At 41.9% G+C, this 15,364-nt stretch carries 2 protein-coding genes; both read left to right on the top strand.

The window, feature by feature from the left end:
* Position 1: 1 nt before the first annotated feature.
* Positions 2-14,617 carry an RHS repeat-associated core domain-containing protein gene (locus MHN81_RS07860; protein WP_239425473.1) on the top strand — a complete coding sequence of 4,872 codons (14,616 nt, stop codon included), beginning with the start codon at positions 2-4 and terminating at the stop codon, positions 14,615-14,617.
* Between the two features lie 4 nt (positions 14,618-14,621).
* On the top strand, positions 14,622-14,972 hold the full coding sequence (locus MHN81_RS07855; RefSeq protein ID WP_239425472.1) for a hypothetical protein: 351 nt from the start codon (positions 14,622-14,624) through the stop codon (positions 14,970-14,972).
* Positions 14,973-15,364 lie beyond the last annotated feature (392 nt).

The following is a 15,364-nucleotide window of genomic DNA, read 5'->3' as shown; positions in this document are numbered from 1 at the left end:
AATGAAAAGTATACTGGTTAAAAAATTACTTTTGTTTATTGCACTCATAGCAATTGGAGGGGTTTCAACCTTTGCGATTGCCAGTAAATGTACAAATGTGACAGATCTGTCATTTGAAAACAATTCTAATCAATCTCTTCATATCCGTCTGACCAATATGGAAGGAGACGAATTTACTGAACATAGGTATCAACGCGGCTTTAGCCGAATAGGAAAAGTCAAAGTTGGTTCTACTGCATACTCAGGATCCAATTGGGAAGGTGGGGCTGAGTTGACGACTCATGAATCTTACATGCCTTATATTGAGCTAAAAAATCTCCCCTCTACTGGCACGCATACAATAACTGTGGATGTTGTATCTTTTACGAAAAACTGCGCAAGTGCTGGTCGTGAGCGAGAGCTAGAGCGCAATTGTGACTATGCCGAGCACATACACAGTTGCACTATGGATGTAACCTACAAAGAGAAGACCCTACCTTATTTCATTCAAAAATCACATGATGATAAATTCAAGAACGAAGCATTCAGTGTTAAATTCACAGCAAGAGATTCTGGTCGTGATCTCACAAATGTAATCATTAAAAAAGATCACCGCATATTGAAGACATGCAGCCACAGTGGGGGAGCCCACAGCCTCGATTGCAATATCAATTATTCTATAGGGTCATTGCCAGTAGGTGGGCATTCTTGGACCGCAATTGCCACTGATAAATACAATAATACTCGGTCTAAGACGGTCGCATTAAATATAATTGAGCCTAATTCAGCTCCGGTTATTTCCGATATTATTATCAGTAATAATCGCGAACTACAGCCCGGCGAAGATGCACTGGTATCCTTTAAGATCACTGATGCAGATAGTCAAACCTATAACCAAATGATTTTGAGCACTTTTACGATCAATGGTTCAAGCTATAGATCAGCAAATAACTGTACTCTCACAAGACACGAAATTACATGCACCGAATTGCCTATAGCGGCAACACCAAGCTCAAATAATAGTCGCTTTCCTATTACAGTGCGTGTGAAGGATGGTCCAAATGAAGATGCGCCATATGAAGCCGTCTCTAAAACTGCAAATGTGATTTTTAATTATGCGCCCATTGCGCGCTTAAATGCGTTGCCAGGTTCGGCGTTTAAAGATCAGTCCGTCAATATAATAGCAACCGTTAGTGACACTAGCGGAGTGCAACTCATTAACATTTGTTTAAACCCTAAAGGGCAATCAGCCCCTGCGGTTTCGGCGTGCTCCAAACTCCTTAGACAGTGTCAATACTCAGCCCCTTGGCCTGTAAACACGGAATGCTCGGCAGATTTCACCTATGCAGAGCTTGCCCAAAGTATAGATATTAGCAATTCAAACGAATGGTACATATCGTTGCAGGCAAAAGATAAAGAAGGTCTAGGTTTGTCAACTGCGATAAACCATCTACTTGTTTTTAGAGATAGGTTTAATTTTGCAGCGTCAAAAATTGTTAAGGATCCGAATAATCCATTGGCAGCATTTTTGGTGGGTGACGTAGTGACGGCCAAAGTTAAAGTGGCTGCCTTTTCTAGTCAATCCGAGAAATTAACAGCTTTGCATCTCACCAGTAGTAATGAGACTCAAGCCGTGTCGACTTCTCCAACGATGGATATTTCTTTACCACAAGCAAGCTCGGAGCAAGAAGCACAAGAGGTCAGTATCTCTTGGCAAGCAATGTCAGCAGGAGATCACGCAATAATGCTGACACTCACGGACAATACAGGCAGCTCAATCACAAAGAAATTAGATGACATTTTAGTTAAATACCCAACGCCAGCTAAACCCACCAAGCCAAAACTTCAAATCAATGCAATTGAAAACGGGTATGAGCTTTCAGTTAGTGATTACAATCATACAAAAGAATTCATTGTCAATGCCTACTTAGGAGACAGTACTAACCCACACCAGACTCGACTAATAAAAGTAAATGGAATTACAACAACCGATACTTTTTATACATCTACACAAATGCATGGGCAACTTTTGACCTATAAAGTGACGGGGGTTAACTACGATGACAGAAACCCCACGCATAAAATTGAGGGTGATACACAAGAGCAAAGCATTGAGATTGATCACCCAATTCAAAATCCGATGCCCCCGAAATTCAATGAACTAGCAAGGCAAATGGGAGGGCGGTACACGTTAACATGGCCAGATAATAGTGACGGTGTGACCAGCTATTACAAGGTTATATCGTGGCGAGGATTACCAAGTGATAAAACCAAAAACCCTAATTACGAATCAGAAAAATTGACTACAAGGCAGTTTCCTGTGTCAGTTTTGGAACAAGGGCGAGTTAGTTATGAGTTGGTCGCTTGTAACGCAATGGATTTGTGTACCGCAGGGCAACAAAAAACTATCGAACATATGGCACCAATATTACGGTCTATCGATGGACTGGATAAGCTAAAGCCAAATTGTGACCAAGAAGTGATCCTGAGTTTTTCCGGTTTGTTTTTAGGTGGCAGGGACAGCAAAATAACAGTCAGGATCCGGGCAACGGGGGAGCTGATTGAAATAACAAAAAACAGCTTTAGCAATCATGTTGTCACAGCCAAGGCTGACCAAAAAATATGTACCGGATTACAACCGGGTGGACTAAACGTGTATGTCTCCAATGGCGTCAGTAAAAATGGCAAGATTTTGGAGAGTATCTATGTTGTTGATTCTACAGATGTTGACGGGCAACCTGATCTGCTAGATAGTCAAATGACCATTAGCGACAACGGTTATCTCTATGTCGGCAGAGAAACAGGACTCGCAGGTTACAGTACACACGGAAATACATTGACTAAGTTGTGGCTATTCGAACCTGAAACCCACAACAGTGGCCGCGCTGATATACCAGCCAAAGTGACTGCCCGGCCATTGGTCGAAAGCGTATCTATAAACGATCATATTTATTTTGGCTCGGAAAATCATCAATTTTACAAATTGCGACATAGGCCTAATGAGCATAACGGGTCGCTGAGGAAAGTGCAGGAATGGTTATTTACATCTAAAGGTCCCATCGTGGCGCCCGCCCAGTTAGATCAGGACGGAAATTTGTATGTAGGCTCGATGGATAGCAGTCTGTATTCACTAGATAAAGAGTCTGGTCAAGTGCAGTGGCAGTATAATTTTCCTTCGGGAGTCAATCACCAAGTCGATGTTGCAGCTGGCGGGCAAATCTACGTCAAAACTGCAGATGGTGAGCTGCATGTTATTGATAGGCGGTTGCTCTCTGCCAATGCCATAAAGTGGCAAGAGCTAGGTATATTGTATGACGCATTTAGAGAGCACATTGACGAATGGGAAAATAGTCACTGGCAACCAAATCAAGAGCATACAAAAGTAGTCGGATTGACAAAAGCGATGCTGATACTGTTGCAGCGCTCCCCAAGCAAAGAGCAACTCAGCTTGCTGGCTTACCTTTATGAGATAGGTTATTCATTCAACGAGATCATCAGTGCGCTTATAAATGCAAACCCTGAATTGGCCAATACCGATGATATTAATTTTATCAACACATTGTTTAAATACTTTATTGGTGAATTGACTGGTAACGACGTACTTGGAGGGAATAGTCCGGCGTATTGGGTCGAGCGGTTACAAAATGGATCTACTCGTGCAGAAGTCTTTGTTGAGTTATTGCGCGCAGGAGCCGCTAGAGAGCAGTACAACACGGCAGCGTATAGCTTACTGTATTACTTTTATGATTTTTGTTTACTATCACACAGCTGCGATTATGACTATGACTCTGATGCAGATGGTCTGAGCAATCAAGTGGAAATTGAACTTGGTACGAATCCTGTCGATCCGAGCGATGGCCTGAGTGCTCCATCATTGTCACTCATAAAACAAGGAACTGAGACCATTGAACTTACGGTGTCTTCAACTGGATTGGCTGAAGTGTATGAATTGTATGTGTCGAAGCATAATCAGAATTACTATCGTGCTGAAGTCATTGCGGCAAAAAGTGCATTAGATGGCCCCGTTTTTGGAGACACCACTTATTGGGCAAAGCAATATGAAAATGGGGAATATCGATTTAAAGTAAAAGCATGTGTACGCGTCGTCTTAAAAAACAACCCAAGAGTACTTCACTGCAGCAACAACTTTTCTAATGAAGTGAGTGAAGTAATATACGACAGCACGCAGACGGCGCCACTGAGTATTTCTATTCCCTTTGAGCAGGCAGAAAACGATGCGCCTAGCATGGAGGTGCTGCTGGAGCATGCGCGCCTATCCCCAACGCTGGGCAGTTTCAGAGTCAGTGAGTCTGGTTCGGCGACCTACACTATTCCCATTGAATTACCGGCAGGCATTACTGGGGTAAAACCGTCAGTCAGTCTCGACTATAATTCTCAGACATCACGTACAAACATTGCACTTGGGTGGAGCTTAAATGCGGCCTCAAGTATCAGTCGGTGTCGCCAAACTAAAGCGCATGACGGTCAATTTAAAGGGTTGACCCTAAGTGATGAAGATCGATACTGCTTAGATGGTCAGCGTCTGATAAGGCGTGACGATAATGAGTATATTGAAGGTTTCGATACCCTTGCTACTTTTGAAACCGAAATCAAAAGCCATCAAGTTATCATTTTGACCACCAGCCCAGAAACGGACTCAAACATGTTTGTCGTAAGAGGCAAAGATGGTTCTTACAAATATTTTGGCGGCACCGCCAACAGTGAAGTGAGTATCACAGATGAAGATGAACAAAAGCATACGCTGACTTGGTTACTTGAAAAGGCGACGGACAACCTTCAAAAGGACGCAACGTCAATCAAATACGTGTACACAAGAGATGGTTCTTTAGGAAAGAACGAGAAGGTATTAAGCAAAATAGAGTACAGTGGTAATACCGTCGAGTTTCTTTATTCTCGTACTGATGTATACCACTCGAGTTACATTGATGGCGTTAAAATAGAACAAGCGGCTTATCTAGATGACATTATTGTCAAAAACCACGACGGATTTGTGTTGCGTGAATATTCGCCCACATTTAATGAGCAGAGTAAAGGTATACGTTTACTGAATAAGGTTGCTGAGTGCCGCAATAAAGTTTGTAAGCGACCGATTTATTTTGATTACACGCCTTTTGCGGATGAATTAAGTTATAAATCACACTCGGAGATTTTTTCAACAGCTGGTAGCAACAAACTGGCTGCGATGACCTTAATTGATACCCAAGGCGACGGTACAGCAGAAGTGGCAACACTTGAAAAGATTGGAGATAAACGTTACGCATTGTGTTTCTGGGAAGGTAGTACATTTGAAGAGCCTAACAGAGTCGCGTGTCGGGATATTTATCGTTTTGACAATGCAGAGTCGGTCAATGTGCAAGTGGTGGATGCCAATGGAGATGGCAAACAGTCATTGTGGATCAGCCTGCAGAGCAGCTACAACGGTAGTCAGACAGCCAATGACGATTATTGGACCAGTGCAACCGTAAATACAAGTAGTATCGATTTAACGTCGTTGCCATTGTCAGACAGCTATGGGCCATTTGTTAAAAATAGTCAGTTTGCTGATTTTAATGGGGATGGCTATGCTGATCTTATCTTCCAACAAAAAGAAGTGACACTGCCAAGAATTAATAAATGGCATGGGGAGTTCAGTGATAACAATGACATTTTCGTCGCTTTGTTTGACCCAAACGCAGACGAGTTTTTACTGCCCAATAAGGTATATTCAAACCTTTCAGATCACCAGTTTCAATTGGCCAAAAAAAATAAACAGTGGTATGCCATGGATGCTAACTTTGATGGATTGGCAGACATCATTTCACTGTCTTGCTCTAACGCCAATTGTGATGAAGATAAAGCGAGCCACATTTATATTCATCTAAATCAAGGGTTGTCACATACTGGCTTTTTAAACCCGTTTGACTCGGGTATTTTCAGCCAAGGTACGGCTAAGGATATAGAGCATCTGACTCCAGCCGATGTCAATGGTGATGGGTTGGTTGATTTTATCTATTTAAAAACGGAATTAAGTAGCGATAATCTAAAGGGGTGGAGAGTTGCGCTAAACAAGTCAAGTGAACGAATTTGGTTTGAGGATAAGCACTTCGCTTGGGCGAAAACACAGCCTGAACATGATGACAAGATCAGTAGTAAAATTGCCCCATTGGTCATGGATGTCAATAAAGATGGCCAAATTGAGCTCTACTTCCCAACAGAGCTTTCCGCTTCTAATTCTTCTTTCTGGACCCAGTTTGTATGGCAACAAGATGAAGAAAAATTTGTAAAGGCTCACTGGCAAAATACTTTTAATACGCCAGATGTGCACTTCGAGCAAGGCGATTATGCTTTCTTTAGCGATTACAACCAAGATGGCGTGCCTGACTTGTTGTTCAAAACCGGTAACCGTGTATTGGTGAAATACAATTTGGAGCAGTCACCATATGAAGGAACACTATCAAAGGTTACTCAAGGGTATGGAAATAAAACCCGCATACGCTACGCATTAATGTCTGATGAGAGTGTGTACAAACCGTTTTCTTCAGCGAATGAACAGTCTGATTTTGCAGAAGATAAGCAGGATTATAGCGCTTTTGAGCATCAGGGTTTAAAAGTTTCCTCTATCAATGGCGGGGCAATGGCATTGGTTGCAGCAGTGGAGACTGACAGCCCTAGCTCTGCAAATGACACACTCACAAGCTCTATAGCGTACTCTTATGAAGGTGCGCAAGTGCAATTTGGTGGTCGCGGTATGTTAGGTTTTAAATCATTAACCACGACGCACGTGAAAAGCGGACATAGATTTACCACGACGACACGTTATCACCAAGCATTTCCGTTAACGGGCATGCCGGCCAGAACTATCAAAGCATATGATGGCACAGTGATCAGCAGTGCGGTCAACACTTATGCCATACAACCTAGCAATTATAGCTCGGGTGCCGTCTACCAAGTTTACAATCAGATTGCGAAAGAGTGTAACAGCATACTCAATTTAAATATGAGTCCGGATATTGGTGCTAACCAGTGCTCGAGCACAGAGACAACACAAGATACCTTTGGTAACGTAACTACAATTCGAGTGAATCGATTATCTGGCAGCCCTTCGCGTTTAAACTCAGACTACTCTAATCATCAAACTTGGCAAGATATAGATAGCTTGGATATCAATTCATCTATATCTAGTGTTTTTACAAGTAACGTATATGGTCAAAGTGATAACGATAAAAAACTAGGTCGTCTGTCACAATCGACAGTAACCCATTCTACTGTTGGGAGTGACCATACTCTGAAGACCAATTTTACTTATTACGAGGCGAACCACGACAATGCATATATGCTTGAAAATGAGATCATTGCACAAGGTATGGGTTGTGAGTTAGAGCTGACAACGCACTATAAATATGATTCGCGCGGCAATCAAGTAAGCACAATGACGACAAATTCTGGTTGTGAAGGGGACGACAGAAAAACCAGAGAAACTGAAACTACATATACATCAGAAGGCAGGTATCTTCTTACCACCAAGCAAAAAGTGAATAAGGATAAGGAAGATTTATGGACTAAGGGGAGTGAAGTAATAGATCGAAATGCTTTTGGACAGGCTACAACAGTTAAGACAGTAGATGGCGTGATCATTAAAACGCTTTACGACGTATTTGGAGGAAAGGTTGGTACATATAGTGCGTCAGGTGCACAGAGCTACCGCTATTTATCAACCTGCTATGACAGTGATATTTGTGTCGTCCAGTCAAACGAAATAGTCAATGGTGAGCTGGTAGAAAAGCAGTTCCTAGATAGGTTAGGGCGGGTATACAAAACCAGTAGCTTGACTGTGCTTGGTACTTGGTTAGACACACAGGTTGAATATGATCGCTACGGCAGAGCGGTGAAGCAAAAACAACCAGGTAGTGCAGGTGTGAGCACCCGATACGATGCGTTTGATCGAGTTCAGTCAATGACAGATCATGATAGTTATGTGACAACGACGTACTATCAAAATGAGTTGACTCAAACAGTCGAACTGAGTGGCTTGGGTGTCTCTACAGGAAGGCAAACAACCGTAACCGTGAACAATGTATTGGGTCAAGTTGATTCTGTTACTGATCCTATGGGGAACACGCTTAAATACACTTATGATAGTCGAGGCAATCAACTGAGCGTGCGCTCATCGGCAGATGGTGATGCTGTTTTACTCAACCAGACATATGATTTATTGGGTCGTAAGGTTGCTGTTTCGGATATAAATAGCGGCAACTGGACATATGAATACAATGCCTTTGGCGAATTAACAAAGCAAACCGATGCACGAGGTGTGGCTACGAATTCACGCTATGACCTATTAGGAAGAAAAGTAAGGCAGTGGCAGAGCGCACCCAGTAATACAGCAGCGAGTAGAGAAGCGACCGAGTCAGCCTACATTGAGCAAAATGACATCGTTTATGAAGGTGAAAGCACTTGGCTCTTTGGTGACCAAGAGCATAACGTGCATCAGTTGCAGTCTGTTACACAGGGTGATGAATGGTCACAGTATTACTATTACGATACTTTTGGCCGCACCGCTGCAACATTGACAGCCTTGGAAACGCAACAGTGCGACGGCGAAGTCGTGTTTAATCCACGTTTAAATGATTTACGAATCAAGAAGGATACGAGTAACAAGCAAACCCCAAAAGTAGACTTAACAGATCCGCTTTCTTCTCTGTGTGTGATCCAACAATTTGCTTATGATGAATTTGGCCGGGTGAGCTTACAATTCGATGATTATCGTAGACTTGAAAGTGGCCAGTTTATTGATGCAAGGGGTATTAGAAACACCTATAAGAATGGCCTAGTTATCGCCAAGCATGAAGCGCGTGAAGGCCAGTATGGCCAACGCTATTATAAGGTTCAAACCCTTAATAGCCGTGGACAAGTGACTGGTTATAAAAAAGGCGATGTGCTCATGTCAGTGTCATACGACCGTAAAGGCATGGTGAAAACTATTTCGAGTACAGACTATAGTTATATTCAAGCAGATTCTTATCACTTTGATGGCCTTGGTAATTTACTAAGCCGTGCGCAATTAATGCTGCCTGAGCAGAGCTATGAGTATGACTTGCTCAATCGGGTGACACATATCCAGAGTAAAAAAGTGTTTGGCTATAGTGCCAGTGGCAATTTAATTGAAAAGGCAGACTTTACAGCTTATACGCAGAGCAATGGCGTATGTAATCGGGTTGACCGTCAATGGTCCCAAACGTATGGGGAAGGAGAAGCGCCACAACATGCCATTACCAGCCGCCAATATAACACAGCCAACATAGAAGATAGTTGTGGCAATGTGAACCCCATTATAATTCCGCCAATAGATGTAGAGCCACCTATTGATATCGGCCCACCGGGTGATCGCGAATCTGATGGCCAGCCAAATGTCCAAAGTGTGGATGAGCGAACAGTAATAGAGCGATTCAGCTATGATAAAAATGGCAATCAGACTAATCTTTATATAGATAATGCGTTATATCGTAGCGTTGCATATACGGGCAGAAATAAAGCAGCCAAATTGAATGTAAATGGCAAATTGGTGCGCTTTAATTATGATGTGAATAACCGCCGTTACAAGCGTGAGGATGACAACCAAACCATATACTACGTGGGTGCACTAGAGCTGACGGTTCGCTCGACAGAAGGTGGCGACACTGCTTTTGTCAAACGCTACATTGGCAACGACGCTCAGCAAAAGTACTTTATGAACGGTAACAGTGCGCTGCAATGGATGTTTACGGACCACCAAGGGTCAATAATTGCGGTGACGAACAGAAATTACGAGTTACTAGCCCGGTATTCATACGATGTATTTGGCGCGCAAAAGTCACATGGTGCGATAAATGAAACAGATGCGCTCAACTTCACCAGCGCGCAAAGAATATTTGACGTGGTGTCAGATAACTTTAGAGGCTACACGGGTCATGAACCTATAAAAATAGGTGATGACAGCCGCATCATTCATATGAATGGTCGGATCTACGATGCAGACACCGGACGGTTTATGCAGGCGGATCCGTTTGTACAAGCGCCGAGTAATTTGCAGAACTATAACCGATATAGTTATGTGCTGAATAATCCGCTGAGTTATACGGATCCGAGTGGGTATTTGTTTAAGAAGCTTCTTAAAGGTGCAATGAAGGCGACGGGAACCTGGCAAATGCTTCGTGCTATTGGCAAGGTCCCCTGGCTTAACACCATGATCACTGTTGGTCTTAACTTTATTCCTGGCTGTCAGGGGTGGTGTGCCGCTGCTGCAACGGCGGCATATAGTGCGGGATCTACCTTTGCTGTTACAGGCAGCCTGAATAAAGGCTTATTAGCAGGCTTTTCAGCAGCCGCAATGCCAGGTGGAGAAGGTATAGGGGCGATTGCTGCTAGTGCAGTGATTGGTGGTGCGACTTCTAAGCTAATGGGGGGAAATTTTGGCCATGGCTTCTTTTCCGCAGGATTAGGCGCTGCCGCAGGTGGAATTGGTAGAGGAATTCGGAACCCGGTTGGCCAGGTTTTAGTCGGTGCTATTGTAGGAGGGACAGTTTCAAAAGTGAGCGGCGGCAAGTTTGCCAATGGCGCGTTCAGTGCTGCTTTTTCTGCGGCGTTAAGGGCGGATTGGAGAGCTCAGGGTTCGAAGGGCAACAGCAATGGTAGAACAGGCTCTGTTTGTTCTGCTAATCCGATTAATATTTCCACAGGTGAAAAGTATTTCACCATGCGAGACTATCAAGCAGCAGGAAATAGCCGACTTAAGTTCGAGCGATATTACTTTAGTTACTCTAAGACTAAATCTAGTCTGGGTATGGGTTGGAGCCATAATTTTGACAGGAAGCTTGAGTTCATCAAAGGCAATAAACAGCTTGTTAGATACTTGGGCTTAAATAAGAAAGAGCTAACCTTTAGTCGCAAAATTAACAAACATGATTCTTATGAGAATACAGCAAATAGCTCAGAGTATTTACAGCAAATCGATAGCGGTTGGGCATTAAAGTTAGTTGACGGGACTACAGAGATCTTTAATGAACAAGGGCATTTGATTGAAGTTCACGAGATAGGCTCGTATCAACAGTTTTTGAAGTACGACAACAAAGGCATGTTGACTTCAGTAACAGACAGTATGGGTGTAGAGATCCACCTAGAATATAATCTTGCAGGCTTACTAACTAAGTTAGAAACGCCTGAAGGTAATTTTGAATATGAGTACAACTTAGCTAATCGAACGTTAGTAAAAGCATTGCGACCTGCCAGCCAAGGTGGCGAACGTGGCTATAAAAAGTATCATTACGGAAATTATGATTACAGATCTGCTATCACTCATATAAGTAATGAACAAGGGAGTATTCTTCATAGAGTGAGATATGATGATAATGGAAAAGCTGTTTCCAGTGCGTTAGGCAGTGACATTGAGAAAGTAAACATCAGGTTTTTGCCCAACAACCAGAGTATTGTTACAAATTCGCTAGGTTTTAAAACGAGCTATACATTCAATGATAGTAATCAGCCATTAAATGTAGCTGGAGATGGTGGTACCAGTTGTCTGTCTACTAATCAGAAATATGAATATGATAGCCGTGGAAATGTAACAAAAAGTACAGACTGGAACGGCGTAGTAACCACATATTCGTACAATGACAGAGATCTGGAGATCAGCAGGACGGAAGCGTTAGGGACAGATATTGAACGAACGACTTTAACGGAATGGCATGATTTATACCCGATAAAGAAACTAATCCAAACAGAGAAAGCTAAGCAAGTGTTTGAGTATTCGGGTACAGGTTTACTTTTGAGTCATACAATATTTGATTTGACTGCAGAGCAAAGCTGGTTGCAAAATCTGATGGAAGTATTTCCGAGTCGTACGACTCACTATGATTACAACTCAAGAGGTTTAGTTGTTGAAGTAGATGGGCCGCGTACGGATGTTGCTGACGTTACGACGTACGAATATGATGAGTTGGGTAACCAGATTTCAGTAACGAATGCCCTAGGACATAAAACTGAAGTGACTAAACACAATCCATCTGGGCGTCCTTTGGTAATTACTCACGCGAATGGTTCTATGACTGAGCTTACTTATAACGAGAGTGGCTGGGTAAGTAGCAAAACAAAAGTTACATCTGTTGATGGCAAAGATGTAAAAGCTACAACGTTCTATGAGTATGCCAATAGTGGTGACAATCGAGGGCAAGGGCTGGTCAAGCGTATTGTATATCCTAACGGCAGTGTAACAACATATACCTATGATGAAGCTTATCGAGTCAAAACCATGAACAATCACCTAGGTGAAAAGGTTGAATATGTCAGAGATCTTGAAGGCAACCCAATTAAGACGAATGTGTTTAGTTACAGTGGTGAGCTAGTAAAGCAACAGCGACAGCAGTTTAATGAACTGAGCCAATTAATTGCATCGGTTGGAGTGAACTCCCAAGTTTCATATCAGTACAATGGAAATGGGCGAGTAACAGCAAAGACAAATGGTTTGGGCAATACGACACATCATGCGTTTGATGCTTTAAACAGGTTAGTCCAAACAACAGATGCAGATGGTGGAGTTGTTTATCAAACCTATGATACAGAAGATCAGCTCACCCATATCACGGATCAGCGAGGCTTAACAACCGAGTACCAATATAATGGATTTGGTGAGAAAGTTAGGCAAGTGAGCCCAGATACGGGCACTACTGCCTATAAACATAACGCTGCGGGCTTAGTTATCGAAACGCTTGATAATTTGGGGCAAACGGTTGGCTATGAATATGATGCCATCGGGCGCATTACCCATGTTAGCTACCCTGACGCTGCCAATGAGGATGTGTTTTATCGATATGATGAGCCTTCAAAAGGCAGTAAATTAACTTCAAAAGAAAGAGCTAAACATAGCGCAATAGGGCAATTAACAAATGTCGTTGATAATAGCGGTAGCAGTCAATATCAATACAATGCGCTTGGTCAACTAGTGGAACACACCTATCAAGTACAAGGTAAGCGCTTTACTCAGCATTTAAATTATGCAGATGATGGGCTGTTGGAATCGCGAGTTTACCCGAGTGGTATGGTCATTCGTTATAACTATGATAACGCTGGTCGTGTGAATGCTATTTCTAGTAACTCATTTGAAGACCGCAAAACTTATTTTGTTACAGATGTAGAGTATCAAGCATTTGAAGCGCCTGAAGTCATCACATTTGGCAATGGTGTTAGTCAACAAAGCACTTACGATTTGGATGGTCAGTTTGAATCTATCCAGCTTGTTAATGGTTTAAACAGTCTGTTAAATAGACAATATGTTTACAATGCAGCAGACCAAATTACCGATATTATTGGCCTTAAAAATGATGGGGTATCTCAACATTTTGAGTACGACAACTTAGGTCGACTCACGTTTGCTCAAGGCGAATACGGTCAATTGACCTATGGCTATGACCAAGTGGGCAACAGACTCAATCGCAAGTGGGTGTCAAAAGATAGACTAGTACTTGAAGATGAAACCTATCAGTATGCGATGAATAGTAACCAGTTGCAGCGGGTTGCACCGAGCGTTAAACCTGTACGCGTATTCAATTATAATGAAAATGGTCAGACAATACTGGATACTTTGAAGGGTAAGTCTTTGGTTTATAATGCAGCCAATCGACTAAGTAAAATAGCCTTTAATGATGGCTCACACGTTGAGTATATCTATAACGCTAAAGGACAAAGAGTGGCTAAAGTTCTGGTTGCAGTTAACGGTCAGGAAACCACGACATACTATCATTTTGACCAAGATAATTTGCTCATAGCAGAATCAAATGCAGATGGGGAACCTCTTGTTGAATATGTGTATCTAAACAAGCAACGAGTTGCCAGCATCAGGTCTATAGGTGGCTCTCATGTGATTGAGTACATGCACAATGACCATTTAGGTTCTCCTATGGCACAATCCAATGTATTTGGTGAATTAACTTGGCAAAGCCATACGTTACCATTTGGGCAAAGTTACAAACCCGTGAAAAGTGAGCAAGGTTTCGGGTTCCCAGGTCAATATCATGATGGTGAGTCTAGCTACAGCTACAATTACTTCCGTGATTATGATCCAAGTATTGGCCGGTATATTCAATCAGATCCGATAGGTATAGCCGGAGGGGTTAACACCTATGGTTATGTTTTGGGGAACCCTAACAGTATGGTTGACCTGTTCGGGTTGGATGCAATTTATATTAAATACGATGACTACCCAATAAATACGGAAATTAATAACCCATTCACAGGTAAACCTATTTATATTGAAGCCTATCATGCTGCTGTTGTATCTGTTAACCCTTTGACTGGTGGCACTCGTTACTATGAGTATGGAAGATATGATAAAGCAAACAATGGTATGGTAAGGCGTAAGATAATTCCTGATTTGATAATGGAAGAAGGCATTCCTACTTCTGAGTCATTAGATAAGCTATATAGTTATTTAAGTAAAAATTTAGGAAGGAATTCTGAAGTTGTAGCGACATATCATGCAGATTCTAATCATAACTTGGTGAATTCATACGCCGAAAAAGTGATGCACGACCCCGAAAGACCTGCATATAGTTTATATACTAATAATTGTGGTGATTTTGCCGATGCGGCGATTGCTGCAGGGAAATAAAGACATGAAATATATTGTTATTTTACTAACTACACTACTTTTTATAACGAATGGTTTTTGGATATTTAACGCCATAGATAGATGGGAAAGAAGTAAATATTTTACAGCATCTCTCGAAGAGCTGAAGTCAAAAAATGAAGTCTTATTGAAGCTAATAAATACTTTCGATGTAGAAGATAATTACGATAGTATTTCGAAAAAGTTAAAACAGAATGAGTTTTCGTCAATAGTGCAAAGAAAGCAAAGTGCTATTTTTGTTGGCTCGATTGTATTGGTTTTTCATAAAGAGTCTCTAAAAGAAGTAAAACTTTTAAATGAGTTAACTTCAGACGAATATGATAAATTAGAGTATTAATAGAAGTGTGAATTAGATATTTATATATAAAATTCACTCGAAGACTACTATTTTTCAAAGCCCCAGCTGGGGCTTTTTCATGTTTGGTCACATACTGCTGGGAATTTCACTTTTGTAAGTTTGTGCAACAGGCTGTTGCACAAATGACAATTCTAGAACGTATGTTTTCTTGTCTTTGTTGATCGCACAATCCCATGTGTTTTTTGGTCCATCGTTCGAGAACCAAATAGGACAGGCACAAATTCTTTGCATAAATTAGGTTGCTTGACTACTGTTTAAATACCCAGTGGCCAGGCTGGATAGGATACAAAGTTTTAGAAGTCACTACGGTAACTTTGCGGGTTCGCAAACTGTGTTAAGAGCACATGCCGCTAAAAATGATGTGCATTGGT

This window comes from Pseudoalteromonas sp. Of7M-16 (assembly GCF_022347805.1).
In the GTDB taxonomy this organism is placed as follows: Bacteria; Pseudomonadota; Gammaproteobacteria; order Enterobacterales; family Alteromonadaceae; genus Pseudoalteromonas; species Pseudoalteromonas luteoviolacea_F.
Note: the sequence above shows the minus strand (reverse complement) of the source record. Positions and strands in the feature narration are given on the sequence as shown.